This is a genomic window from Methylobacterium indicum (assembly GCF_017347565.1).
Classification (GTDB): Bacteria; Pseudomonadota; Alphaproteobacteria; order Rhizobiales; family Beijerinckiaceae; genus Methylobacterium; species Methylobacterium indicum.
The window spans coordinates 5,982,561-6,006,207 of the sequence record NZ_AP024145.1; the positions used below are offsets into that span (position 1 = coordinate 5,982,561).

Consider the following 23,647-nt stretch of genomic DNA (forward strand, 5'->3'; position numbering starts at 1 on the left):
GGTTACCGAACGGCCGTGTCCGGCCCCATCGGCAGCCCGACGTAATTCTCCGCCAGCGCCGTCTGCGCGGCCTGCGACCCCCGGATATAGGCCAGCTCCGCCACCTGCATCCGGCGCGCGAAGTCGTCCATGTCGGGGAAGCGGTGGGTGAGGCCGGTGAACCACCAGCTGAAGCGCTCGGCCTTCCACACCCGGGCGAGCGCCCGGGCCGAGTAGCCGTCGAGGCCCGACGCATCGCGGTCGGCGTAGTGCAGACTCAACGCCTCGGCGAGCATCGCGACGTCGGAGACGGCGAGGTTCATGCCCTTGGCGCCGGTGGGCGGGACGATGTGGGCGGCGTCCCCGGCGAGGAAGAGGCGGCCGTAGCGCATCGGCTCGGCGACGAAGCTGCGCAAGGGCGCGATGCTCTTCTCGAAGGAGGGGCCGCGCACCAGCCCGGCGGAGGCCTGCGGCCCGAGGCGGGTCTCGACCTCGTCCCAGAAACGCTCGTCCGACCAATCCTCGATCCGTTCGTCGAGGCCGACCTGGACGTAGTAGCGGCTGCGGGTCGGCGAGCGCATGCTGGCCAGCGCGAAGCCGTGGGCGTGGTTGGCGTAGATCAGCTCGTGGTTGACGGGCGGCACCTCGGCCAGGATGCCGAGCCAGCCGAACGGATAGACCCGCTCGTACACCTTGAGGACGTCGGCGGGGATCGCCGCGCGGCCGACGCCGTGGAAGCCGTCGCAGGCCGCGACGTAGTCGCAGGCGAGGGTGCGCGCCTCGCCGTTCCTGGTGAAGGTGACGCTCGGGGTCTCGCCGGTGAGGTCGTGGAGCCGCAGATCCTCGGCCTCGAACACGATGCGGACGCCGCGGGGCTCGGCCGCGTCGAACAGGTCGCGCATCACCTCCTGCTGGCCGTAGACCGTGACGGCCGCACCGCCGGTCAGCGCCGCCATGTCGATGCGAAAGATCTCGCCGTCATAGGCGAGGTTGGTGCCGGTATGGACCAAGCCCTCGGCCTTGAGCCGCCCGTCGAGGCCGAGCTTCCGCATCAGCGCGACGGTGCCCTGTTCGAGCACGCCCGCCCGCACCCGGCCCTCGACGTAGTCGCGGGTCCGCCGCTCCAGCACCACCGCGTCGATCCCGGCGCGGGCCAGGAGGTGGGCGAGGAACAGGCCGGCCGGGCCGGCGCCGATGATGGCGACCTGCGTGCGCATGGGCGTTTCCTTGTTCATGGGCGCCACGATCCCGCGGCGGCCTCGCCCCCGGTCTGCGCGGCGGCTCTCATGCCGGAAAGGTGAACCGGCCAGACCCGGTTGACGATGGACGGCGCGAGGAAAAAATTGGATTTTTCGAACGTCCGCCCCTCCCGCCAGGGCTCGCCCGCGATGCGCCCGGATCCCGCCCAAGCCCCTGCGGTGCCGCACTTCTTCCTCTACGGCGAGGCGCCGCGGGACGCGGACGACCGCTTCCTGCACCTCGAAGCCTTGGACGATCGCAGCCGGCCGAACCGCTGGACCATCCGTCCTCATGTCCATTCGGGGCTGCACCAGGTCTTCCTCATCGCCGAGGGCGGCGGCGAGATGCGGGCGGAGGCCGAGCGCTTCGAGGTCGAGGCGCCCTGCCTGCTGGCGGTGCCGGCCGGCACCGCCCACGGCTTCAGGTTCACCGACGGCACGGTCGGCACGGTGCTGACCCTGTCGTCGCGCTACCTGCGCGACCTGTGCGGCCGCGAGCCGGAACTGGCGGCCCTGTTCGCCGGACCCGCCGCCCTCGCGCTGCCGGAGCCGGGCGCGGTCGAGGAGGCGGTGGCCGAACTCGCCCGGGAGCTCGCCTGGGCGGCGCCGGGGCGGCGCGGCGCGATCGAGGCGCAGCTGATGCTGGTCCTGGTCGCCGGCCTGCGCCGGCTCGCCGCCGCGCGCGAGCCCACGGCTCCGCCGGGCCCGCAAGCGCTCTTGACCGCGCGCTTCCGGGAACTGGTCGAGGCGCAGCACCGCCGCGAGCAGCCCCTCTCCGCCTATGCGGACGATCTCGGGGTGAGCGAGGCGCGGCTGCGGGCCGCCTGCCGGGCGGTGGCGGGCGCGAGCCCGGGCCGGATCATCCGCGAGCGCCGGCTGCTCGAGGCCAAGCGCAGCCTGCTCTATTCCGATCTCGGCATCGCCGAGATCGCCTACGGCCTCGGCTTCACCGACCCGGCCTATTTCTCCCGCTTCTTCGCCAAGGGCACCGGCGAGTGTCCCCGGGCGTTTCGCGACCGGCGCGGCGCCGACAGGGGAGAGACGCGATGACGACCGGACGGGACGGGCTGACCCGGCAGGGGTTTCTGGGCGCCGCGCTGGCGGCGGCCGTCGGCGGCGGGGCGGCGGCGCAGGGCGGAACCTCGGCTTTGCACCGGCGGCCGATCCCGGCGAGCGGGGAGACCCTGCCGGTGATCGGGCTGGGCACCTGGCGCGGCTTCGACGTCGGGGAGAAGGCCGCCGAGCGGGAGCCGTTGCGCGAGGTGGTGGCGACCCTGCTCGCCGGCGGCGGGAAGGTGATCGATTCCTCGCCGATGTACGGCCGGGCCGAGGGGGTGACCGGCGACCTCGTCGCCGAGGCCGGCGCCCGCGACACGGTCTTTCTCGCCACCAAGGTCTGGACCAGCGGCCGCGAGGCGGGTCTCGCCCAGATGCAGCGCTCGCTCCAGCTGCTGCGCACCGAGCGCATCGACCTGATGCAGATCCACAACCTGCTCGACTGGCGCACCCATCTGCCGGTCCTGCGGAACTGGAAGGCGGCGGGCCGCATCCGCTACCTCGGCATCTCGCACTACACCGAGAGCGCCTACGACGCCGTCGAGGCGGTGCTACGGGCCGAGCGGCTGGACTTCCTGCAGATCAACTACGCCCTCGACGACCGGGCGGCGGAGGATCGCCTGCTGCCGCTCGCCGCGGAACGCGGCGTGGCGGTCCTGGTCAACCGGCCGTTCGGCGGCGGCGGTCTTCTGCGGCGCCTCGCGGGCCGGCTGCTGCCGGACTACGCGGCGGAACTCGGCTGCACCTCCTGGGCCGGGATCCTGCTGAAATTCGTCATCGGCCACCCGGCGGTGACCTGCGCGATCCCCGGCACCGCCGATCCCGGCCACATGGCGGCGAATCTGCGCGCCGGCACCGGTCCGCTGCCGGACGAAGCCCTGCGCCGCCGCATGGTCGCCGACCTGCTGCGATGAATTAGAGCTGAACGCCAGAGCCCTCAAGTCATCATGTGCCCGTCTCGGGTAAGCGCGGCCATTGTCGAAGTCGATCCGGCCGGCAAGCGTATCCTTGACGCCTTATTGCTGCCGTTCTGCCCGTGTTAAGGAACCTCCATCTACATCGCTCCACGCCGACCACGCGGCCTCCCGTCATTCGCATCACGGCCAAGCCATGCCGTGCGACGGATCGGCCACGCTCGTCATCGGCAAGAACCGAACGGTCCAGGGGGTTTCTCCATGCGCAAGTCGTCCGTCGCCGCTCTCGTCCTGTGCGCCGCCCTGCCGGCCAGCCTGCAGCCGGCGGCGGCCGAGGGGCGCGGTGCCGGCGCCGGCTACAACGGGACGTGGTCGGTGCAGCTCGTCACCGAATCGGGCCTGTGCGACAGCCGCTACACCGTCGCGCTCGCGATCGACGGCGGCGCCGTGCGGGTGGCCTCGACGGAGGAGGGTGGCGCGAGCGTGAGCGGGCGCATCGGGTCGGACGGTCAGGTCGGCCTGACGGTGCGCCACGGCTCGGCCAGCGGCGCCGCCTCGGGCCGGCTCCAGGCCAATTCCGGCTCGGGTACCTGGAGCGTGTCCGCCCTCTGCTCGGGCCGCTGGACGGCGCAGCGCCGCTCGACCCGCGTCGCGCAGGCCGATTGATCGAAGCGATCGCTGCACTCCGCAGCGATCAGCCCTTGGCGCCGGCGCAGAGCCGGCTCCAATGCTGTGCATGAACCGTGCCGATGATGCCCGAGGCCCAGGCCAGGCGGCAATCCGGCATCAGGGGCGCGTTGTGGCTCTCGAGGTGGTAGCTGCCCCGCTGCGAGCCGCGCAGGATCTTCTTCAGGTAGCGGTGCCCCTCCGCGGTCGCGACCGCGGCGTAGAGGTCCAGCAGCCGCTCCGGGCTCTCCCCGGCCTCGGCGCAGAGCACCACGTCGTCGGGCTCGTATTTCGGATACATCGACAGGCCGGCGACCCGGAACGCCACCGTGCCGGGCGGCACCCCGAACGGCACCGTGATGCGAAAGAGGTCGCCCCCCGGCCCGGGCTGCTCGTCGCCGGTCTCGATCAGGCCGCCGGCACTGATCAACCCCTTCACCCCCACGACCTGCCCGCCCTCCGCGGATGACTCCCCCGCCTCGTCGTCGCCGAACAGCAGGCCCTTGGCGGTGACCTCGACGCCGTCGCGGCGGAAGCGCGCGGCGTAGCGCTCCGCATCGTCCTGGCCGATCGTCCGGGTCCCGGCCTCGTGCGCCCGGTAGGTGCTCTCCGGCCACGCGTTCTGCAGGGCGGCATCCCGGGCCGAGCGGTAGCCGGCGGCGATGCGCGCCTGCCGCAGCCGTTCGCCCTGGGCCGCCCGCACCCGGTTGTCTCCCAGCTGGATCACCTCAGCGACCACTCCCGACACTTGAGGTATTGAAGACGATCATTACATCATGTAGTGATCGCGGTCGCAAGGACCGTGGCGAGGCCTGGGCAAGCATCGTTGTTCGTGCGTGCCCTCCTTCGGCCAGTTTACCCCGAAGCCCGCCTTGCGCCGTACCCCTCGTTGCGGGAGTTCCCCGATGGTCCACCGTTTCCTCGCCCCCTGCCACGGGCCGTCCGACGACGGGACCGACGGCCGATCGCCGCGATACCCGGCCGCGGCGGGGGAGGATCGGCCATCCGGTCATGATCGCGCTCGCCTCGCGGCTCGCGCCGGTGCAGGAGAGGGGCATGAAGGTTGCTCTGATCGTGCTCTGGACCCTCGCGGCGGGGGTCGGCCTGTTCCTGATGGTCCGCTCGCGGATCGTGACCGCGACCACGGCCCTGACGCGGGATGCCGCGCGGGATGCGGAGGACCGCCCCCGCGATCCGCCGGACCCGCCCGGCGCGGCCTGAACCGCACCGCCCACCCGCGAGCCGGGAGGGCGGCGTGACCAAGGGCAAGCGCCGCATCGCCCGCCGCCGCCGGGAGGCCCTGGCGCATGACCGTGCCCCGGCGGACCGGGTCGCCGAGATCCGGCGGCGCCGGAGGCGGCGGGTCCGCCCCGGGCGGACCGTGATCGCCGCCGACCGGGTCTGGCTCGTCGCCGAGACGAAGCCGCGCTGGGCAGCCCGGGCCGCCCGCGACCTCGACGCAATCGGCATCGCGGCCTTCGACCCGCGGGAGGAGGTCGAGCTGACCTCGCCCTCGGGCCGCCGCCGCACCGCTCGGGTCCCGCTGCTGCACCGCCTGGTCTTCGTCGGCCTGCGCGACGATGCCGACCTCGCGCGGGTGGAGGCGCATCCCGGCATCGACCGGGTCCTGTTCCGCGACGGCCGCGCCGTCATCATCGCCCCCGCCGTGCTCCAGGGCTTCGCCGACGCGATCACCGGGCATGGCGGCGGCCGGGACGGGGCCCCGGAGGGCGCCGACGAGGAGTCGGTGAGGGCGGTGCTGTTCGCCCTCGGCGACGGCGTGCGAGTGGCGACGGGACCGCTCGCGGCCCTGCGCGGCACGGTCGAGGGGGTCGATCCGGCCCGCCGCCGCTATCGGGTCGCCCTGTCGCTGTTCGGACGCGAGACGCCGGTGCTGCTCGACGAGGACCAGATCGCGCGGGAGTGACCCCGCCAAAAAGTTGCGCCCCGCTGAAGAGAACATTTGACGAACATCGGTGGGGCGGGTATAAGGGTTTCAGGTTATCCGGGTCCGCGGCCTGCCCCATCGAGGGACGTGGCCGCTCGACTGCCCCGCCGATGCGGGGATGTGTCCCCGGACCCGGCCCACGGCATCACCGAGGCGAAGGGCGGCTCGTGCCCGCCGGCCTCGGATGCCGGCGGGCCGCGGCCGTGCCGTGCCTCCTACCTTCCGACGAGGCGACATGGCCAGGAAGCCATCGGCGAAGAAGCCATCGGCGAAGAAACCGCCTGTACAGAAGCCTTCGGCCACGACGCGCCCCGAACGGCGTGAAGCGCGGCGCAGCATCGACTGGGCGGGGATCGCGGCATCCTACCGGGCCGCCCCTGACCGCGGAGCCGCGATCGCACGGCAATTCGGCATCAGTCCGGCGGCGTTGCGTCGCCGGGCGCGGGCGGAAGGGTGGGAGCGGGATACCGCTCTACCCGTCATGGCCGCGCGTGACGCACCCGCGGATCCGGCTCGTCCGGGCGGTGTCCTCGGGGGCCACCGCATCGTGGTGGCGCAGGGCGCCGCCCTGACCCTGCGGCTCCTCGACGATCTCCGGGCGGCGATTGCCGAGGAGGCCGTGCCGGAGGACGGGTCGGAGGAGAGCGGGCTTGCCCGGGCCGCGGCCCTGCAGAAGCGCGTCGCGGCTCTTCGCGATCTCGCTGCCGCGGCGCGGCTGTGGATCGCCCTCGAACGCCAGGCCTGGGATCTCGACGCGAAGGGGGACGGAAAACTCCGTGACGACACCGCGCTCCCCGATCCCCAGGCCGCCTTCCGCCTCCTCGACGGCGAGCAGCGGGCCCAGCTTCGGGCCATCGCCGAACACCTGGCTCAGCGACCCGCCGGCCCTGATCCGGGCCCTCGACCGGCTCGATAGCGAGGAGAGCCTGGCGGGGTTCGTCCGTCGGGCCTGGCCGGTGATCGAGCCGGGCGCGCCTTACATCCACGGCTGGCACATCGACGCCGTCGCCGCCCATCTCGAAGCCGTCACCGCCGGCGAGATCACCCGGCTCCTGATCAACGTGCCGCCCGGCACGATGAAGAGCCTGCTCGCCGGGGTGTTCTGGCCGGCCTGGGAATGGGGGCCGAAGAACCGGCCATCGCTGCGCACCGTCGCGGTCTCGCATACCGAGCGGCTGGCGCTGCGCGACAACCTGCGCACGCGGCGCCTGATCACCTCGCCCTGGTACCGGGACCTGTGGGGCGAGCGGGTGCGTCTCACCCGCGACCAGAACCGCAAGGGCCGGTTCGAGACCACGGCGTCCGGCCTGCGCGAGGCGGTCTCGGCCGGCTCGATCACCGGCTCGCGCGGCGACCGGGTGATCCTCGACGATCCGATCTCGGTCGAGGGCGCCAAGTCCGAGCGGGTGCGCGAGGCGGTGGCCCAGTGGTTCCTGGAGGCGGTGCCGACCCGCCTCAACGACCCCGTCCGCTCCGCCATCGTGGTGATCATGCAGCGGCTGCACGAGCGCGACCTGTCGGGCGTGATCCTCGCCCGGAACCTCGGCTACGAGCACCTGATGCTGCCGATGGAGTTCGAACCGGAGCGCGCCTGCGCGACCCGGATCGGCTTCAGCGACCCGCGCCGCGAGTCGGGCGAGCTGCTGTTCCCGGCCCGCTTCCCCAGGGAGGTGGTGGAGCGCGACACCGCGACGATGGGCGCCTACGCGGCAGCCGGCCAGTACCAGCAGCGGCCGGCCCCCCGGGACGGCGGGTTGTTCAAGCGCGGCTGGTTCACCCTCGTGCGGGCGGTCCCCGCCGGCTGCACCGCCGTGCGGGCCTGGGATCTCGCGGCGAGCGTGCCCAAGGCCGGACGCCAGCCAGACTACACCGCGGGCGTCAAGCTCGCCCGCGCGCCCGACGGGCATCTCTACGTCGTCGACGTCCGCCGCGACCGGCTCTCGGCCGGGGGCGTCGAACGGCTGATCCTCGCCACCGCCGCCGAGGACGGCCCGGCCTGCCGGATCTCGCTGCCGCAGGATCCCGGCCAGGCCGGCAAGGCGCAGGCGCAGTACCTCGTCGGGCGGCTTGCCGGCTACGACGCGCGCGCCTCGCCGGAGAGCGGCGACAAGGCGACCCGCGCCGCCCCGGTCTCGGCCCAGGCCGAGGCCGGCAACCTGCACCTCGTCGCCGGCCCCTGGAACGAGGCCTTCCTCGACGAGCTTTGCACCTTCCCCAACGGGGCCTTCCTCGACCAGGTCGATGCCCTCTCGCGCGCCTTCTCGGCGCTGGCCCGGCCGGGATACGGCCTGCTCGGAGTCCTGTGATGTGGCTCGCCGACCGCCTCGCCAACCTCGTCTCCGGCCTCGGCGGGCCGCGGGACAAGAGCACCGGCAACCTGCACGTCCACGTGCCCCGGGCCCGGGCCGAGCTCGACGCCGCCTACCGGGACAACTGGCTCGCCCGCAAGGTCGTCGACATCGTGCCCTTCGACATGCTGCGCGAGTGGCGCGCCTGGCAGGCCCCGCCGGAGGTCGCGGCGGCGCTCGCCGCGAGCGAGGAGCGCTTGGGCCTTCAGGACCGCCTGCTGCGAGCCCTACGCCTCGCCCGACTGCATGGCGGCGCTGCACTCCTGATCGGCGACGGTGCGCCCGATCCGAGCCTGCCGCTCGAACCCGAGACGGTCGGGCAGGGGGGCCTGCGCTACCTCCACGTCCTGCCCCGCGGCCGGATCCAGGCCGGCGCCATCGAGCGCGACCCGCTCTCGCCCTGGTTCGGCGAGCCCATCGCCTACACGATCGCGGGCGGACAGGTGGTGCATCCCTCCCGGGTGGTGCGCCTCCTCGGCGCGGCGCTGCCGGACGACATCGTCGGCGACGGCTGGGGCGACAGCGTGCTCCAGGCGCTCTTGGAGGCGATCGACCAGGCGACGGCGGCGGCCGCTCACATCGCCGCGATGCTGCCCGAGGCCAAGCAGGACGTGATCTCGGTGCCGGGCCTGTCGCAAGCCCTCTCGACCGAGGACGGCACCCGCCTGCTCACCGAGCGCTTCGCCTACGCGGCCCGGATGAAGGGCCTGTTCGGGATGCTGCTGCTCGAAGGCGACGGCCGCTCGCCGGAGGGCGAGCGCTACCAGCAGAAGCAGCTCGACTTCTCCGGCCTGCCGGAGGTGGCCCGCCTCTTTCTCCAAGTCGCGGCGGGCGCGGCCGATATCCCGGTGACGCGGCTGCTGGGCCAGTCGCCCGCCGGCCTCAACGCCACCGGCGAATCCGATATCCGCAACTACCACGACCACGTCGCGGCGCGGCAGACCGTCGAACTGACACCGGCCATCGCCCGCCTCGACCGGCTGCTGATCCGCGACGCCCTCGGCCGCGACGAGCCCGCCCTGCGCTACGCCTGGCGGCCGCTCGCCCAGGCGAGCGAGCGCGAGAAGGCGGAGATCGGCCGCCTCAAGGCCGAGACCGCCGCGATGCTCGCGCGCGAGGGCGTGGTGCCGGCGCACGTCCTCGCCCGCGGCGTCGAGGGCTGGCTCTCCGCCGCCGATCTCTTCCCCGGCATCGCCGCGGCCTTCGCGCGGCCGGCGGGCTGAGCCGGGTTCCCACCCACTCCCGAGCGGGCCGACACGGTCACATCGCCGAACAAGGCGCGGGTTCATCTCCTCTCCCCGCGGGCGGGGAGAGGGTCGCTTGCACCTTGTCGTGCAAGCGACGAGCGCAGGCGAAAGCCGGAGCGAGGGTGAGGGGGTCTCGACGGATGAGGCTCCTCCGGCACCACCCCCTCACCCTCGGGTCGATCCCTTCGGGATCGATGCGCCGCCGCGCCGCGTCACCTGAACGGTGACGCGGCCCTCTCCCCGCCCGCGGGGAGAGGAGCGATGCGCGCGACCCAGCATGTGAACCGACCTTTGCACCGGCGCGGCGCTTCCCACCTCCCACGCGAGACATCCCCCATGCACATCTTCGACCGACTCAGCCTCGGCCCCGCGGCCGGGATCGCGGGCGCGCGCCCGCTCGGCAACGGCGCCCTGGTGGTGCAGGCCCGCGCGGCGCGGGCCGGCAACGTCCAGGTCTATCGCGGCGACGAGGTCGCCCGGCCGGACCTCCCGCAGGTCCGGATCTACCGCGACCCCGACGAGATCTTCCGGCCCGAGAGCTTGCGCAGCTTTGGCCACAAGCCCGTCACCCTCGACCACCCGCCCGAGGCGGTGACGCCCCGGACCTGGCGCGGGGTGGCGCGCGGCCATGTCGGCGACGAGGTGGTGCGTGACGGCGAGTTCGTCCGCATCCCGATGATGCTCGCCGATTCGGCGGCGATCGCGGCGGTGCAGGGCGGGCGGCGCGAGGTCTCGGTCGGCTATACCTGCGACCTCGACTGGACCCCCGGCACCGCCCCGGACGGCAGCCCTTACGACGCCCGCCAGACGCAGGTGATCGTCGACCACGTCGCCATCGTCGCGCAGGGCCGCGCCGGGCCGGATTGCCGGATCGGCGATGCGGACCTCGCCCGGCGCCTCGCCGAGGCCGAGGCGAGGGCGGAGGCCGCCGAGACCGCGCTCGCCGCCCGCGAGGGCGAGGTCGCGGCGCTCCGCGCCCGGGTGCCGGACATGGCGGCCCTCGACGCGCTGGCGGCGGAGCGCGGCGCCCTGGTGGCGCAGGCCCGCCGCATCCTCGGCGATTCCTTCGATCCCGCCGGCCTCGACGCCGGCGCGATCCGGCGCGCCGCCGTCGCCCAGGCCCTCGGCGAGGCGGAGGCCGCCGGCATGGGCGCCGCCGCGATCGAGGGCGCCTTCCGGGTCGTCGTCGCCGGCCCGCGGCCCGCGCCGTCTCACGCCCCGGACCCGCTGCGGGACGCCCTGCGCGACCGCCGGCCCGACGCCCTCACCCAGGAGGCGGCCCACGCCGCCATGGTCGAGACCCTCCGCAACGCCTGGAAACCCGCAGGAGCCCGCTGATGCCTCCCGTTCAGACCAGCTATCCCGGCCGCCCGGCGGCGGCCTACGAGGGCATGGCCGCCGACCAGAACCCGGCGACCATCCTCAGCCGCACCGTCGAGACCCCGGAGGGGATCGGCTTCGGCCGCGCCGCCTTCCAGGGCAGCCGCGACGACGGGATCGCCGCCACGGGCGCGGTCTTCCGCGGCATCGTGCTCGCCGACCGCAACGCCCGGCCGAACCCGGCCGGAACCGACCTCTTCGCCAAGGGCGAGACCGCCCCGGTGATGGTGTCGGGCGCCGTCTGGGTCGTCACGGCCTCGGCCGCGAGCGCCGGCAGCCCGGCTTACGTCACGCCTGCCGGCGCGATCACGGCCGCCGCCTCCGGCAACACAGCCATCGCCAACGCCCTGTTCGACACCTCCGCCCCCGCCGGCGGCCTCGTCCGCCTGCGCCTGAACTGAAGAGAGGCACGCGCATGACCCGCACCCTCGTCACCGATACCCCCCGGGCGCTCGCCTTCCTGGTCAGCCAGCAGGCCTTCATCGAGCCCACCGTCTATCGCGCCCAGTACCCGGCGATCCGCTATCCGCGCCTCGTCCCGGTCGATACCGCCGCACCCGAATGGGTGCCGACCGTGACCTACTTCTCGGTCGACCGGGTCGGCCAGGCGACCTGGGTCCATGGTGCGGCAGCCGACGTGCCGAAGGTCGAGATCACGCGCCGTCAGCACGAGACCACCGTCGCCATGGCGGGCATCGGCTACGGCTACGACCTGGAGGAGCTCGGCAAGGCCCAGCTGCTCGGCATGACCCTCGACGCCGACAAGGCCGACGCGGCGCGGCTCGCCTCCGAGGAGTTCATCGACCAGGTCGCGCTGTTCGGCGATCCCGGCAAGGGGTTTTCCGGCCTCCTCAACCATCCGGGCGTGACGGTGGGCAGCGCTGCGGCGACGGGTACCAACGGCAGCACCGCCTGGGCCCAGAAAACCCCCGAGCAGATCCTCGCCGACGTCAACGGCCAGCTGATCGGCATCTTCACCGGCTCGAACACCGTCGAGATGGCCGATACCCTGCTGCTCCCCTACGAGCAGATGCTCGGCATCGGGCTTCGCCGCCTCGACGGCATCAGCCCGCTCACCCTGCTCGACTGGATCCGGCGCCACAACGTCTACACCCTGGAGACCGGGCAGGAGCTGACGGTCTACGGCGTGCGGGCGCTCGAGACCGCCGGGACCGGCGGCAGCGCCCGCCTCGTCGCCTATCGCCGCGACCCTTCCGTGCTGAAGCTGTGGCTGCCGATGCCGTTCCGGTTCTTTCCGGCCTGGCAGACCGGCCCGTGGCGCTTCGAGGTGCCGGGTGCCTTCCGGCTCGGCGGCCTCGACATCCGCCGCCCGGCCGCCTGCCGCTACCTCGACGGCATCTGACGGAGAACCACCATCATGATGCGGGTGACGAACCACGCCGCCGGTCCCCGGCTGGTCTGGCCGAAGGGCGCGCGGGCGCCTCGGCTCCTGGTGCCCGGCGAGAGCGCGGTCCTCGCGCTCCCCGACCGGCCCGACCCCTGCCTCGCCGCCTGGGCGGCGGCCGGGGAGGTGCGGATCGAGGCGGCGGAGCCAAGCCCCGATCCCCGGCCCGATCTCCGGCCCGAGCGCCGCCGCGGCCGCGAGCGGCCGACCTCCGGCGAGGAGGCGTGAGATGGCGGATGCGATCACGCCCGAGGCCTTCCGGACCCGCTTCCCGGCCCTCGCGGGAATCGCCGATGCGGTCATCGCCGGAGCGCTGGCTGAGGCCGCCCCGCGGGTCGGCGCGTCCTGGCCCGACGCGGATGCCAGGCTCGGGCGGATGCTCCACGCCGCCCATACCCTCACTCTCGACGGGCAGGGCGGGCCGGAGGCCGAGCTCGCCCGGGCGGGCGCCCTCGACCTCAAGGCGTTGCGCTCGGGCACGCTCCACCTGGAGCGCCGCGACCCGGCCCCGGACGCCGCCCCGGGCACCCTCGGGCTCACCTCCTACGGACGGCGCTTCCACGAGGTGATGCGCCGCAACAGCCCCGGCGTGGCGGTGGTGTGATGGGGCTCCTCGACGGCCTCGGCCGCCATCTCGGAGGGGTGATCGCTCCCCTGTTCGACGCCGCCATCCTGCACCGGGCCGGCCTCGGGAACGAGCCTGTCCGCGCCCGGATCGACGGGGCCCGGGAGGCGGGCGAGGAGCCCGGCCTGCCGGGCCGCCTGGTGCGGGCGGTCGTGCTGACGCCGGGCGCCGCCCCGGACCTCGACGACGAGATCACCCTGGCGGGGATCCGCCACCGCATCGTCGCGGTGGAGACCGACCCCGCCGGCAGCCACGCCCTCATTCAGGGGAGACCGTTGTGACCCAGAGAGTCGAGACCGGCCCGTTCCAGGCGCGGCTCGCGCGGCTGGCCGAGGCCGGCGCGCAGGCCGCGCGGCGCCGCGCGGCGGAGGCCGCCGCCGCGCTCGCGGCCGACATCGCCGCCGAGCTGCCCGACGGGCGTGCCGAGGCGGCGGCGACCCCGACGGGTGCCGCCGTGACGGTCGAGGCCCGGGGTCTGATCGCACGGGAATTCGGCACCGCGACGAAGAGCCCGCGCCCGGTGATCGGTCCGGCGATCGCGCGCCTGACGGGGGCGGGCTGATGGCCGGCCTCGACCTCTCCCCCGGGCTCCTGCGAATGGCGCGGGAGCGTCTCCTCGCCGATCCGGCCCTGCGCGGCCTGGTCGGGGGCCGGGTGCGCGAGGTGGTCGGCGCCCGGGAGGAATGGCCGTTCCTGCGCGTCGATCCGCCGGAGGTCGGCCCCTACGAGGCGCAAGGCTGGCGGGGCTGCACCTGCCGCCTCACCGTCCACGCCTTCCTGCGCGGCGCTCGCGGCCTCGGCCCCGTGCAGGAGCTGCTCGCCGCCGTCGCGGCCGCCCTCGACGAGGCCGACCTGGCGCTGCCCCGCGGCGAGCTCCTGTGGCTCTCCCACGAACGCAGCCTCGTCCTGCCGGAGCCCCTCGGGCCCGGCTCCTGGCACGGCGTCGCCCGCTTCGGGGCGGTCGTCGCCGAAACGACCTGACATCCTCATCCGGGAGCGAACCCGCCATGGCGCAGCCCACCACCCTGCCGTTCTCGGCGATCGCCGTGAAGCTCGAGAGCCCGGCGAAAGCCGGCACCTTCGAGGCACCCTGCGGCCTCACCGAGCGCGCGGCGCAGTTCACCAAGGAAACCAACAGCGCGGTCGTGCCCGATTGCGCCAACGAGGACGCCGCGCCCTTCGTCGACCGGTTCGCGGTGTCGAAGTCGGTCGCGGTCTCCGGCAAGGGCGTGATGGCCCGCCAGAGCCTCGCGCGCTGGCGCGCAGCCTACGAATCCGACGTGCCGGTGAAGGCTAGGGTCGAGGTGAGCGGCACGGGCGCGGAGGGCGGCGGCGCCTGGGAGGGGTTGTTTCACCTCACGAGCTTCGAGGTCGGCGCCGTCCGGGGCGAGCGCTGCAGCGTCACGGTGGCGCTGCAATCGACCGGAACGATCGCCTTCACGGCCGCGGCGTGAGGCGCCGATGAGCCGCGACGGCCATGTCGACCTCGATCTCGAGGGCGCCACCCACCGCTTCCGCCTCGCCATCGGCGACCTCGAGGCCCTGCAGGAGGCGACGGGCCTCGGCCCGGTCGCCCTGCTGCAGCGCCTCCATGCCGGACTGTCCTACCGGTTCCGGGACGTGCGCGACGTCCTGCGCCTCGGCCTGATCGGCGGCGGCACCCCGGTACCGCGGGCCCACGCCATCGCCCGCCGTCTCGACGGGCTGCCCTGCATCGCGCTCATCGCCAAGGCCGCCCTGGTCTTGGCGGCGGCGCTGGAGGGCGCCGAGGACGAGCGGGTCGGCCGCCCGGCCGGTGCCGCCGGGCCCGAGGGGCGGATCGCCTTCGCGGCCTTCTACGGGGCCGCCGCCGCCATGGGCCTGCCCGCCGCCGACCTGCGGGCGATGAGCCTGTGGCAGCTCGCCGCCTACATCGACGGCTTCAACCGTGCCCGCGATCCGGACGCCGCCGATGCCCCGACGCCGCAGGAAGAGGACGCGCTCTGGGCCTGGATCCAGGACGCCTCCGACGAGGGCTTCGCATGACGACCGAGATCGAGCGCCTGGTGGTCTCGCTCGAGGCCAACGTCGCGGCCTACGAGCGGGAGATCTCTCGGGCCGGGCCGCTCGCCGAGCGGGCGATGGCGGAGGCCGAACGCGCCGTCGAGGCCGGGTCCGGCCGCATCGCCGCCGCGATGACCCGGGCCGGTGCCTCGCTGCGCGACGAGCTCGCCCGCATGGCCGCGCCGGAGACCCTGGGTCAGATCCAGCGGGCGATGGAGCAGGCGAACGCCCTGCCGGCAATTGCGGGCGACGGTGCCGCCCTGCGTCGGGTCGACGACGCGGTCGGGGGTCTCGCCGCGCGCCTCGGAGAGGCCGGCTCCGCCTCCCGGGAGGCGGTGGCGGGGTTCGCCGCGGTGGCGGGCGCGGTCGGGGACATCGCCCAGAAAATCCCGGCCGCCGCCGACCTCGTCACCGATCTCGGCCGGCGGGTGAAGGCGGCGTCGGGGGAGGGCGCGGCGATCCGCGCCCGCATCGCCGACGCCTTCGCGATCAGCGATGCGGCCCCCCGCGGCAGCCTCGCGCCGGTTTCCGAGCCCGCGCCGCAAGGTGGTGCGCCGGCACCCGCGCCCCTCCGGGCACCGGTCCGGACGACGCCGGCCCGGGCGAGCGCGGAGGAGGGGGACGACGGCTTCCGCGACGAGGTCTCGCGCCTCACCCGCCGCACCGGCCTCCTCAGGATCGAGGCGGAGTCGGTCGGCCGGGAGGAGGGCGCCGCCGCCAGGGCCGAGGCGGCGTTCCGCCTGCTGGAAGCCGCCAAGAAGGCCGACCTCGCGGTGACGCCGGCGCTCCGCGCGGAGGTCGACCGGGTGGCCGAGGCCTACGGCGCCGCGACCGCCCAGGTCGAGCGGGCGGAAGCCGCGCAGCGCGCCGCCCAAACGGCTTCGCGCGAGCTCGGCTCGGTGCTCGCCGACAGCTTCAAGGGCGCGATCCTGCACGGCGAGCGCCTGACCACGGTCGTCGCCCGGCTCGCCACGACGCTGGCGAGCCGGGGCCTCGATCGTGCCTTCGACGGCCTGTTCGGCCGCGGCAGCCCCGGGGCCGACCTGATCGGCGATGCCCTCGGCTCGCTCGGCCTGACCCAGAACCCGACCGGGCGCGCCGCCGGCGGCCCCGTCACCCCGGGCGTCGCCTACACGGTGGGCGAGAGCGGTCGCGAGACCTTCGTGCCGCTCCAGCCCGGGCGCATCCTGCCGGCGTCCCACGGCGTCGCGCCGACGCCCGCCGTCCCGACCGTCCAGATCTCGGTCTCGATCGCCACCGCCGACGCCCCGAGCTTCCATCGCTCGGAGGCGCAGGTCAGCGCTGCGCTCGCCCGGGCGGTGCAGCGCGGCCTCCGGGGTCTGTGAGGGCCGGGCCCCGTCATCCTCAGGAGGCCGCGCGCCATGTCCAGCTCCTTCCACGAGGTGCGCTTTCCCCTCGCCCTGTCCTACGGCTCCCGCGGCGGGCCGGAGCGGCGCACCGAGATCGTGACCCTCGGCTCCGGCGACGAGGAGAGAAACAGCCTCTGGCGCCACGCCCGTCGCCGCTACAATGCCGGGCCCGCCCTGCGCTCGGCCGAGGACGTCGCGACGCTCCTCGCCTTCTTCGAGGAGCGCCGCGGGCCCCTCTACGGCTTTCGCTGGCGCGACACCTTCGACCACAGCTCCGCCGCGCCCGGTCAGACCCCCGCCCCCACCGACCAGCGCCTCGGCACCGGCGACGGCACCACCCGGGCGTTTCCCCTCGCCAAGACCTACGGCGCCGCCTTCGCCCCCTATGCCCGCCCGATCACCAAGCCGGTCGCCGGCTCGGTGAGCATCGCGGTCGGCGGCGTCGCGCTCGGGGCCGCCGCCTTCACCCTCGACGTCGCCACCGGCCTCGTCACCCTGAAAGCGGCGCCCGCCGCGGGCGCGGTCGTCACCGCGGGTTTTCTCTTCGACGTGCCGGTGCGCTTTGCCACCGACCGCATCGAGATCGACCACCAGGCCCTGCGCGCCGGCCTCGTCGCCGACATCCCGGTCATCGAGATCCGCCGGTAGCCGCCATGAAGACGCTTTCTCCCTCCCTCGCTGCAAGCCTCGCGAGCGGGGTCACCACGCTCTGCCAATGCTGGATCGTCACCCGCACCGACGGCCTGCGCCTCGGCTTCACCGACCATGACGAGGACCTGGTGGTCGACGGCGTGACCTGTTCGGCCGAGAGCGGCGCCACCGGCACCGCCGTGGAGCAGGGCACCGGCCTCGCGGCCGACAGCCTGGAAATCGTCGGTGCCCTGACCAGCGGGCGCCTGGCGGAGAGCGAGCTGGCGCGGGGCCTGTTCGACGGCGCCGCGGTCGCGGTGTGGCGGGTCGATTGGGCGAGCCCGGCCGATCGGGTGCTGATCCTGTCGGGCACCGTGGGCGAGGTCTCGCGCGGGCCCACCGCGTTCACGGCGGAGGTGCGGGGTCTCGCCGATCGCCTCAACCAGCCCCGCGGCCGGGTCTACCAACGCTCCTGCGACGCGCTGCTGGGCGATGCCCGCTGCGGGATCGATGCCGGGGCCGCCGCGATCCGCGGCGCCGGCACGGTCGCGACGGTGAGGAGCGCCCGCAGCGTCACGGCGTCCGGCCTCTCCGCCTACGTCTCGCGCTGGTTCGAGGCCGGCCGGCTGGTCTGGACCTCCGGTGCCAATGCCGGCGCCGCGGTCGAGGTGCGGGCGCACGGCCTCGCCGGCGGGCTCGCCAGCCTCGACCTGTGGGAGCCGATGCCGGCCCCGATCAACCCCGGCGACACGTTCCAGGTCGTCGCCGGCTGCGACAAGTCCCTGGCGAGCTGCCGGGACAAGTTCGCCAACGTCCTCAACTTCCGCGGCTTCCCGGACCTTCCGGGCAACGATTACGCCGTGGCCTACGCGGTGCAGGGGGCAGACAATGACGGAGGCCGCCTCGGCTGACACGCGGGCGCGCATCGTCGCGCTGGCCCGCACCTGGCTCGGCACGCCCTACCACCACCAGGCCAGCCTTCGGGGCGCGGGCTGCGACTGCCTTGGCCTGTTGCGGGGCGTCTACGCCGAGGCCTACGGCGCCGAGCCGGAGGTGCCGCCGCCCTACTCGCCGAGCTGGGCCGAGGACCGGGGGCGGGAGACGCTGCGGGAGGCCGCCGCCCGCCACCTGGTGGCGCTCGCGCCCGACGCGGCCGAGCCCGGCGACGTGCTGCTGTTCCGCTGGCGGGATCGCCTGCCGGCCAAGCACTGCGCCATCCTCACCGGCCCGGCGCAGATGATCCACGCCTATGACGGCCACGCGGTGGTGGAGACCTGGATCCCGCCGGCCTGGTCCCGGCGCATCGCCTACGCCTTCCGGTTCCCCGCGATCCGACCCGATCCCGCGCCGGCTTCCTCGCCCACCCCCTCGCCGGAGCCCCCCTCATGAGCACGCTCGTCCTCTCGGCGGTCGGCCAGGCGGCTGGCTCCGCCCTCGGCGGCCCGATCGGCGGCGCCATCGGCCAGGCGCTGGGCGCCGCCGGCGGCAGCGCCCTCGACCGCGCCCTGTTCGGGTCCCGCCCCAAGCCGCAGATCAATATCGGGCCGCGGCTGGCCGATCTCCACGTCACCGCCTCGACCGAAGGGGCGGCCATCTCGCGCGTGTTCGGCCGGGTCCGCGTCGGCGGGCAGATCATCTGGGCGACCAAGATCAAGGAAGTCCAGAAGGTCGAGAAGGTGAAGTCCGCCGGCGGCAAGGGCGGGGCTACGCAAAAGCAGTTCAACGTGACGTATTCGTACAGCGTCAGCGTGGCGATTGCGTTGTGCGAAGGCCCGATCGTCGCCGTGGGCCAGGTCTACGCGGACGGCAAGCCGATCGCGCTCGCCGCCTACGGCGCCCGGGTCTATCTCGGCGACGAGGCGCAGGGCCCGGACCCGAAGATTGCCGCGATTGAGGGCGCCGCCAACGCCCCGGCCTATCGGGGCTTGGCCTACATCGTGTTCGAGGATTTGCCCCTGGCGGGCTTCGGCAACCGGGTGCCGGTCCTCACCGCCGAGGTGATCCGGCGGGCGCCCAACGCCTCCGGCCGGCCGGCGCTGGAGGACCTGGTGACGGCCGTCACGATGATCCCCAGCATGGGGGAGTTCACCTACGCCACCGTGCCGGTCAACGCCTCGACCTTCGGCGGGATCGCGGGACAGAACACGGTCTCGGGCGGGGTCGACGCGTTGAAGGCCCTCGACCAGCTCGCCGTCGAGGCGCCGCGCTGCCGGCACGTCTCCCTCGTGGTCGCCTGGCAGGGCACCGACCTGCGGTTGGGCGCCTGCCGCATCGTCCCGAAGGCCGAGACGGCGAACAAGACCACCACCCCGGAATGGCTCGCCGGCGGGGTCGACCGGGCGAGCGCGGGCCTCGTCAGCCGGGATGCCGGCGGGGCGCCGATGCTGGGCGGGGCGCCCTCCGACCTGTCGGTGGTGCAGCTCATCCAGGCGCTCAAGGGCCGGGGCTACGCGGTCACGCTCTACCCGTTCGTGATGATGGACATCGCCCCCGGCAACGGCCTGCCCGACCCCTACGGGGCGGCGGAGCAGGCGGCGTTTCCCTGGCGCGGGCGCGTGACCTGCCACCCGGCCCCCGGCCGGCCCGGCAGCCCGGACAAGACCGCGGCGGCGGCCGATCAGGTCGCGGCGTTCTTCGGCAGCGTGGCGCCGGCGGACCTGGCGTGGAACGGCAAGACGGTCACTAGCGCCAAGGCGGAGTTCTCGTTCCGGCGCTTCATCCTGCACTGCGCCCGGCTGGCGCAGGCCGCCGGCGGGGTCGAGACCTTCCTGATCGGGTCCGAGATGATCGGGCTCACCACCGTGAGGTCGGACGCCGCGACCTTCCCGGCGGTGGCGCAGCTCATCGGCCTGGCGGCCGACGCCCGGTCGATCCTGGGGAGCGGAACGAAGCTCGGCTATTCGGCCGACTGGACGGAATACGCCTCTCATCGCCCGGCGGACGGCTCGGGCGACGTGTATTTCCACCTCGATCCTTTGTGGTCGAATGCCAATATCGATTTCGTCGGCATCGACAACTACATGCCGCTCGCCGATTGGCGCGACGGCTTCGACCACGCAGACGCCAAGGGCGGCACGTTCACATCGGGGGTGCCCTCGCCCTACGATCCGGGATACCTCGCCGGCAACGTCGCGGCCGGCGAGCTGTTCGACTGGTACTATCCGACGCCGGCCGATCGCGACGCGCAGGCCCGGGCGCCGATCGCCGATACGGCTTACGGCGAGCACTGGGTGTTCCGCCTCAAGGACCTGCGGGGCTGGTGGGCGAACCCGCACCGCCACCGGCCGGGCGGGGTGCGCCAGGCGCAGGCGACCGCGTGGGTGCCGCAGGGCAAGCCGGTGCGCTTCATCGAAGTGGGGTGCCCGGCGGTCGACAAGGGCATGAACCAACCCAACGTCTTCGTCGATCCGAAGTCGTCCGAGTCGTTCCTGCCGTACTACTCGAACGGCCGGCGCGACCTCGCCGCGCAACGGGCCTACCTCGAAGCGACGCTCGCGTACTGGCAGGGGACGGCCGGCAACCCGGTCTCGTCGGTCTATGGCGGGCGGATGGTCGATCCCGAGCGGCTGTTCGTCTGGACGTGGGACGCCCGGCCCTACCCGGATTTCCCGCGTCAGGCCGCCGTGTGGAGCGACGGGCCGAACTACCGCTTGGGCCATTGGATCAACGGCCGGCTCGGGCTCACGCCGATCGCCGACGTGGTGGCCGAGCTGTGCGGCGGGCTCGGGGTGCCGATCGATGTCGGCGGGCTCCATGGCCTGGTGGAGGGCTACGCCATCGCGGAGGTGCAGACGCCGCGGGCCTCCCTCGACCCGCTGCGGGCGTGCTTCTTCTTCGACGCGGCGGAGTCGGCCGGGCGGCTGGTCTTCGCCCCGCTGGCGCGAGCGCCGGCCATGCAGCTCACCGCCGACGACCTGGTGGCGCGGGGCGGCACCGGCGGGGACTACCGGCGCACCCGGGGCGAAGAGACGGCTTTGCCGGGGGTGGTGGCGCTCACCTACATCGATCCGCAGCGCGGCTACCAGTCGGCCTCCGTGGAGGCGCGCCGGGTGAACGGCCGGGCCAACGCGGTGCAGCGGGTGAGCGTGCCGCTCTGCCTGGACGAGGGGGCAGCCCGGGGCATCGCGCAAGCGCTGCTCTATCAGGGCGTGGTCGAGCGGGAGCAGGTCGGGGTCACCCTGCCGCCGTCCTGCCTGGCGCTCGATGCCGGCGATGTCGTCACCCTCGCCCTCGCCGGGGGCGGCACCGATTACCGGCTCACCCGCCTCGGCCTCGAGCTGGGCCGGCCGGCGAGCGCGATCCGCACCGACCTCGCGGTCTACGCCTACCGGGACGGCACCGCGACGCCGCGGCCGGCCGAGCCGCCGGCGACCGTGGGGGTGGCGTTGTTCCGGTTCCTCGACCTGCCGCTCCTGCGGCCGGACGCGGTGCCCCATGCCCCCTACCTCGCCGCCTACACGGCGCCGTGGTCGCCCGTCGCGGTGTTGCGCTCCACCGCCGGCGGGGCGTTCGAGGACGACGCCACGGTGGGCGCCCGGTCGATCATCGGGCGGCTCACGGCCGACCTCTACCCGGGCCCCTGCGGGCGGTGGGACCGGGTGAACAGCGTCTATCTCGAGGTGCCGCGCGGGGTGGAGCTGGCCTCCGCCCCGGAGGTCGACGTGCTCAACGGGGCCAACGTCGCGGCGCTGCTCACCCCGTCCGGCGAGTGGGAGGTGCTGCAATGGGCGCAAGCGACCCTGCTGGCGCCCGGCCGCTACCGGCTCGCCACGCTGCTGCGCGGCCAGCTCGGGACGGACTTCGCCCTGGGCAGCCCGACGCCGATCGGCGCCCCGTTCGTGGTGCTGACGGACGCCCTGGTGCAGTCGGGAATGCCGCTATCGGCCCGCACGGTGCCGCTCGCCTGGCGCTGGGGGCCGCTCGGCCGGCCTCAGGACGATCCGAGCTTCACCGGCGCCACCCTGGCGTTCCGGGGCGTGGGCTTGCGGCCCTACGCGCCGGCGCAAGGCCGGCTGGTGCGGGCGGTCTCGGGCGACCTGCGGCTGTCGTGGGTCCGGCGCACCCGGATCGACGGCGACCCGTGGGAACAGGTCGAGGTGCCGCTCGCCGAAGAGGTCGAGGCCTACAGCCTCGACGTGCTGGCGGGCCCGGGCGCGGGGGCCGCGGTGCTGCGGACGTTCGAGGTCGGGACGCCCGCGCTCACCTACACCGCCGCCCACCAGGCGGCGGATTTCGGCGGGCCGGTCACCAGCCTGTCCGTCGCCATCCACCAAGTCTCGGCAACCTACGGCCGCGGCGCGGCCCTGAGGGCGACCCTGTATGCCTGACGCCATCACCGCCAACCTGTCCCTGCCGCTGATGGCGGCGGCGCAGGCGCAAAAGCACGTCACCCACAACGAGGCGCTCGTCGGCCTCGACACGCTGGTCCAGCTCGCCGTCCTCGACAAGGACCTGACCGCGCCCCCGGCCAACCCGGCCGAGGGCGACCGCTACCTGATCGCCGGTGCTTCCCCCACGGGGGCGTGGGCGGGCTGGGCCGGCCGGGTGGTGCGCTACCAGGACGGGACCTGGCGGTCCTTCCCGCCGCGCCCCGGCTGGCTCGCCTTCGTGGCGGACGAGGTGGACCTGTATACCTTCACAGGTGTGGCCTGGGCCTCGTTCCGCTCCACCCTGACGGTGCTCCAGAACCTGACGCGGCTCGGCATCGGCACCACGGCCGACGCCGCCAACCCCTTCGCCGCCAAGCTCAACAAGGCGCTCTGGACCGCGCTGACGGCGGCCGAGGGCGGGACCGGGGACCTGCGCTACACCCTCAACAAGCAGGCCGCCGGCAACACCCTGTCGCTGCTGTTCCAGTCCGGCTTCTCCGGCCGGGCGGAGCTGGGCTTGACCGGCGACGACGACCTGAGGGTGAAGGTCTCCACTGACGGCGGCACCTGGCGCGAGGCCCTGCGGATCGACCGCGCCACCGGCGGCCTCGACCTCGCCGCCGCGGAGGCCTCCGCCGCGGTCGCCGGCACGGTCGACCTCGGCGGGCTGGCCGCGCTGAAGGTGGCGCTCACCGGCTCGGGCACGGTCACGAGCTTCGGCACCGCCGCGAACCGGGTGCGGTTCCTGCGCTTCACCGACGCCGCGACGCTCACCCACAACGCCGCGAGCCTGGTCCTGCCGGGCGGGGCGAACCTGGTCACCGCCGCCGGCGACACGGCCCTGGCGGTGTCGGACGCCGCCGGGGCCTGGCGGGTGCTCACCTATGCCCGTGCCTCCGGCAAGCCGGTCACCGGCCCGGCCGCGGCCGAGATCACCGACGCCAGCGCCGCGGGCCGCACGGTGCTCACCGGCACCGCGGCGCAGGGCGCGACGGCGCTCGGGCTCGGCGCGACCAATCAGCCGAGCTTCGCCGGGGTGATGATCGGGGGCGGCGGCGCGTTCACGCCCGGGGCGATCTACTCGGATCCCGGATGGGGTTTCCTGTTCTACCCGCGCGTGGCGGGACAGGCGGCGGCGCACGCTTTCTTCAACTCCGCCGGCAGTTCGGTGCTGATGGCGATCAAGGACGGTGGCGATGTCGGGATCGGGGTCGGGGCCTACCCCGCGACCAAGCTCGATGTCGGCGGCCCGATCCGGCCGGGCTCCTACACGGTGGCGACGCTGCCGGCCGGGGTGGTCGGGGCTCAGGTCTACGTCTCGAACGGCCGCAAGGTCACGGAGGCGGCCGGCGCGGGCACCGGCGTGACGGCCACCTACTCCAATGGGGCCTGGCGGCGGCTGTCGGACGACAGCGCGGTTGCGGCGTGA

At 74.2% G+C, this 23,647-nt stretch carries 26 protein-coding genes; 24 read left to right on the plus strand and 2 right to left on the minus strand.

Annotated features, from left to right (window positions below; translation table 11 throughout):
* Window positions 1–2: 2 nt before the first annotated feature.
* The gene (pobA, locus tag miv_RS27790) at window positions 3–1,196 is read right to left on the minus strand and encodes a 4-hydroxybenzoate 3-monooxygenase (RefSeq protein WP_207180149.1); all 1,194 of its coding nucleotides are present in this window, start codon (window positions 1,194–1,196) and stop codon (window positions 3–5) included.
* Between the two features lie 126 nt (window positions 1,197–1,322).
* Between pobA and miv_RS27795 the strand changes: the two genes are divergently transcribed.
* The 3 genes from miv_RS27795 to miv_RS27805 all read left to right on the plus strand — a co-directional run bounded on the left by miv_RS27795 (window position 1,323) and on the right by miv_RS27805 (window position 3,853).
* Window positions 1,323–2,267: a helix-turn-helix domain-containing protein gene (locus miv_RS27795; protein WP_244748743.1), complete on the plus strand. Its 945-nt coding sequence runs from the start codon at window positions 1,323–1,325 to the stop codon at window positions 2,265–2,267.
* Window positions 2,264–3,187, plus strand: a complete 924-nt coding sequence (locus miv_RS27800; RefSeq protein ID WP_207180150.1) for an aldo/keto reductase — start codon at window positions 2,264–2,266, stop codon at window positions 3,185–3,187. Before miv_RS27795 ends, miv_RS27800 begins: the two co-directional genes overlap by 4 nt.
* A gap of 261 nt (window positions 3,188–3,448) precedes the next feature.
* Entirely contained in the window at window positions 3,449–3,853 is a 405-nt protein-coding gene (locus miv_RS27805; RefSeq protein WP_058618020.1) for a hypothetical protein, read from the plus strand.
* 28 nt (window positions 3,854–3,881) lie between these two features.
* On the opposite strand, the gene miv_RS27810 is transcribed toward miv_RS27805, so the two are convergent.
* On the minus strand, window positions 3,882–4,580 hold the full coding sequence (locus tag miv_RS27810; protein ID WP_244748745.1) for a LexA family transcriptional regulator: 699 nt from the start codon (window positions 4,578–4,580) through the stop codon (window positions 3,882–3,884).
* Window positions 4,581–4,909: 329 nt separating this feature from the next.
* On the opposite strand from miv_RS27810, the gene miv_RS27815 reads away from it, so the two are divergent.
* The 21 genes from miv_RS27815 to miv_RS33555 all read left to right on the plus strand — a co-directional run bounded on the left by miv_RS27815 (window position 4,910) and on the right by miv_RS33555 (window position 23,647).
* Window positions 4,910–5,074, plus strand: coding sequence for a hypothetical protein (locus miv_RS27815; protein ID WP_165602303.1), 165 nt, complete (start codon window positions 4,910–4,912; stop codon window positions 5,072–5,074).
* A 34-nt stretch (window positions 5,075–5,108) separates the two neighbouring features.
* On the plus strand, window positions 5,109–5,780 hold the full coding sequence (nusG, locus tag miv_RS27820; RefSeq protein WP_244748746.1) for a transcription termination/antitermination protein NusG: 672 nt from the start codon (window positions 5,109–5,111) through the stop codon (window positions 5,778–5,780).
* 502 nt (window positions 5,781–6,282) lie between these two features.
* Complete coding sequence (locus miv_RS27825) at window positions 6,283–6,717, plus strand: hypothetical protein (RefSeq protein ID WP_048426025.1); 435 nt, start codon at window positions 6,283–6,285, stop codon at window positions 6,715–6,717.
* Between the two features lie 40 nt (window positions 6,718–6,757).
* Window positions 6,758–8,107 (plus strand): phage terminase large subunit, encoded by a 1,350-nt coding sequence (gene terL / locus miv_RS27830; RefSeq protein ID WP_244748747.1) that lies wholly within the window; start codon window positions 6,758–6,760, stop codon window positions 8,105–8,107.
* The gene (locus miv_RS27835; protein WP_207180152.1) at window positions 8,107–9,372 is read left to right on the plus strand and encodes a DUF1073 domain-containing protein; all 1,266 of its coding nucleotides are present in this window, start codon (window positions 8,107–8,109) and stop codon (window positions 9,370–9,372) included. The genes terL and miv_RS27835 overlap by 1 nt, the downstream gene beginning before the upstream one ends.
* Window positions 9,373–9,732: 360 nt before the next feature.
* Entirely contained in the window at window positions 9,733–10,734 is a 1,002-nt protein-coding gene (locus miv_RS27840; RefSeq protein WP_207180154.1) for a DUF2213 domain-containing protein, read from the plus strand.
* Window positions 10,734–11,177, plus strand: coding sequence for a structural cement protein Gp24 (locus miv_RS27845; RefSeq protein ID WP_207180156.1), 444 nt, complete (start codon window positions 10,734–10,736; stop codon window positions 11,175–11,177). The genes miv_RS27840 and miv_RS27845 overlap by 1 nt, the downstream gene beginning before the upstream one ends.
* Before the next feature lie 14 nt (window positions 11,178–11,191).
* Entirely contained in the window at window positions 11,192–12,139 is a 948-nt protein-coding gene (locus miv_RS27850; protein ID WP_207180158.1) for a DUF2184 domain-containing protein, read from the plus strand.
* 15 nt (window positions 12,140–12,154) lie between these two features.
* Window positions 12,155–12,409 (plus strand): hypothetical protein, encoded by a 255-nt coding sequence (locus tag miv_RS27855; RefSeq protein WP_207180160.1) that lies wholly within the window; start codon window positions 12,155–12,157, stop codon window positions 12,407–12,409.
* A gap of 1 nt (window position 12,410) precedes the next feature.
* The gene (locus miv_RS27860; protein WP_048426031.1) at window positions 12,411–12,785 is read left to right on the plus strand and encodes a DUF4054 domain-containing protein; all 375 of its coding nucleotides are present in this window, start codon (window positions 12,411–12,413) and stop codon (window positions 12,783–12,785) included.
* Entirely contained in the window at window positions 12,785–13,087 is a 303-nt protein-coding gene (locus miv_RS27865) for a hypothetical protein (protein ID WP_058618026.1), read from the plus strand. The genes miv_RS27860 and miv_RS27865 overlap by 1 nt, the downstream gene beginning before the upstream one ends.
* The gene (locus miv_RS27870; RefSeq protein ID WP_122982730.1) at window positions 13,084–13,368 is read left to right on the plus strand and encodes a hypothetical protein; all 285 of its coding nucleotides are present in this window, start codon (window positions 13,084–13,086) and stop codon (window positions 13,366–13,368) included. The genes miv_RS27865 and miv_RS27870 overlap by 4 nt, the downstream gene beginning before the upstream one ends.
* Window positions 13,368–13,787 (plus strand): DUF3168 domain-containing protein, encoded by a 420-nt coding sequence (locus miv_RS27875; protein WP_048426033.1) that lies wholly within the window; start codon window positions 13,368–13,370, stop codon window positions 13,785–13,787. Before miv_RS27870 ends, miv_RS27875 begins: the two co-directional genes overlap by 1 nt.
* 26 nt (window positions 13,788–13,813) lie before the next feature.
* Window positions 13,814–14,260, plus strand: a complete 447-nt coding sequence (locus miv_RS27880) for a phage tail tube protein (RefSeq protein WP_207180162.1) — start codon at window positions 13,814–13,816, stop codon at window positions 14,258–14,260.
* Window positions 14,261–14,267: 7 nt separating this feature from the next.
* Window positions 14,268–14,831 carry a gene transfer agent family protein gene (locus miv_RS27885; RefSeq protein ID WP_207180164.1) on the plus strand — a complete coding sequence of 188 codons (564 nt, stop codon included), beginning with the start codon at window positions 14,268–14,270 and terminating at the stop codon, window positions 14,829–14,831.
* Window positions 14,828–16,195: a hypothetical protein gene (locus tag miv_RS27890; protein WP_053220770.1), complete on the plus strand. Its 1,368-nt coding sequence runs from the start codon at window positions 14,828–14,830 to the stop codon at window positions 16,193–16,195. Before miv_RS27885 ends, miv_RS27890 begins: the two co-directional genes overlap by 4 nt.
* Before the next feature lie 36 nt (window positions 16,196–16,231).
* Window positions 16,232–16,867, plus strand: coding sequence for a DUF2460 domain-containing protein (locus tag miv_RS27895; protein WP_207180165.1), 636 nt, complete (start codon window positions 16,232–16,234; stop codon window positions 16,865–16,867).
* A 5-nt stretch (window positions 16,868–16,872) separates the two neighbouring features.
* A complete protein-coding gene (locus tag miv_RS27900; protein ID WP_207180167.1) occupies window positions 16,873–17,760 on the plus strand; it encodes a DUF2163 domain-containing protein in 888 nt (295 codons plus the stop codon).
* Window positions 17,738–18,238: an NlpC/P60 family protein gene (locus miv_RS27905; RefSeq protein ID WP_207180169.1), complete on the plus strand. Its 501-nt coding sequence runs from the start codon at window positions 17,738–17,740 to the stop codon at window positions 18,236–18,238. Before miv_RS27900 ends, miv_RS27905 begins: the two co-directional genes overlap by 23 nt.
* Window positions 18,235–22,176: a baseplate multidomain protein megatron gene (locus miv_RS27910; protein ID WP_207180171.1), complete on the plus strand. Its 3,942-nt coding sequence runs from the start codon at window positions 18,235–18,237 to the stop codon at window positions 22,174–22,176. The genes miv_RS27905 and miv_RS27910 overlap by 4 nt, the downstream gene beginning before the upstream one ends.
* Window positions 22,169–23,647, plus strand: coding sequence for a DUF2793 domain-containing protein (locus tag miv_RS33555; RefSeq protein ID WP_244748748.1), 1,479 nt, complete (start codon window positions 22,169–22,171; stop codon window positions 23,645–23,647). Before miv_RS27910 ends, miv_RS33555 begins: the two co-directional genes overlap by 8 nt.

Bases quoted from the DNA above. Each gene is read 5' to 3' on its own strand.
- pobA (WP_207180149.1), bottom strand. From the start codon at position 1,196: ATGCGCACGCAGGTCGCCATCATCGGCGCCGGCCCGGCCGGCCTGTTC.
- miv_RS27800 (WP_207180150.1), top strand. From the start codon at position 2,264: ATGACGACCGGACGGGACGGGCTGACCCGGCAGGGGTTTCTGGGCGCC.
- miv_RS27805 (WP_058618020.1), top strand. From the start codon at position 3,449: ATGCGCAAGTCGTCCGTCGCCGCTCTCGTCCTGTGCGCCGCCCTGCCG.
- miv_RS27815 (WP_165602303.1), top strand. From the start codon at position 4,910: ATGAAGGTTGCTCTGATCGTGCTCTGGACCCTCGCGGCGGGGGTCGGC.
- miv_RS27825 (WP_048426025.1), top strand. From the start codon at position 6,283: ATGGCCGCGCGTGACGCACCCGCGGATCCGGCTCGTCCGGGCGGTGTC.
- miv_RS27835 (WP_207180152.1), top strand. From the start codon at position 8,107: ATGTGGCTCGCCGACCGCCTCGCCAACCTCGTCTCCGGCCTCGGCGGG.
- miv_RS27840 (WP_207180154.1), top strand. From the start codon at position 9,733: ATGCACATCTTCGACCGACTCAGCCTCGGCCCCGCGGCCGGGATCGCG.
- miv_RS27845 (WP_207180156.1), top strand. From the start codon at position 10,734: ATGCCTCCCGTTCAGACCAGCTATCCCGGCCGCCCGGCGGCGGCCTAC.
- miv_RS27850 (WP_207180158.1), top strand. From the start codon at position 11,192: ATGACCCGCACCCTCGTCACCGATACCCCCCGGGCGCTCGCCTTCCTG.
- miv_RS27855 (WP_207180160.1), top strand. From the start codon at position 12,155: ATGATGCGGGTGACGAACCACGCCGCCGGTCCCCGGCTGGTCTGGCCG.
- miv_RS27860 (WP_048426031.1), top strand. From the start codon at position 12,411: ATGGCGGATGCGATCACGCCCGAGGCCTTCCGGACCCGCTTCCCGGCC.
- miv_RS27865 (WP_058618026.1), top strand. From the start codon at position 12,785: ATGGGGCTCCTCGACGGCCTCGGCCGCCATCTCGGAGGGGTGATCGCT.
- miv_RS27875 (WP_048426033.1), top strand. From the start codon at position 13,368: ATGGCCGGCCTCGACCTCTCCCCCGGGCTCCTGCGAATGGCGCGGGAG.
- miv_RS27880 (WP_207180162.1), top strand. From the start codon at position 13,814: ATGGCGCAGCCCACCACCCTGCCGTTCTCGGCGATCGCCGTGAAGCTC.
- miv_RS27885 (WP_207180164.1), top strand. From the start codon at position 14,268: ATGAGCCGCGACGGCCATGTCGACCTCGATCTCGAGGGCGCCACCCAC.
- miv_RS27890 (WP_053220770.1), top strand. From the start codon at position 14,828: ATGACGACCGAGATCGAGCGCCTGGTGGTCTCGCTCGAGGCCAACGTC.
- miv_RS27895 (WP_207180165.1), top strand. From the start codon at position 16,232: ATGTCCAGCTCCTTCCACGAGGTGCGCTTTCCCCTCGCCCTGTCCTAC.
- miv_RS27900 (WP_207180167.1), top strand. From the start codon at position 16,873: ATGAAGACGCTTTCTCCCTCCCTCGCTGCAAGCCTCGCGAGCGGGGTC.
- miv_RS27905 (WP_207180169.1), top strand. From the start codon at position 17,738: ATGACGGAGGCCGCCTCGGCTGACACGCGGGCGCGCATCGTCGCGCTG.
- miv_RS27910 (WP_207180171.1), top strand. From the start codon at position 18,235: ATGAGCACGCTCGTCCTCTCGGCGGTCGGCCAGGCGGCTGGCTCCGCC.
- miv_RS33555 (WP_244748748.1), top strand. From the start codon at position 22,169: ATGCCTGACGCCATCACCGCCAACCTGTCCCTGCCGCTGATGGCGGCG.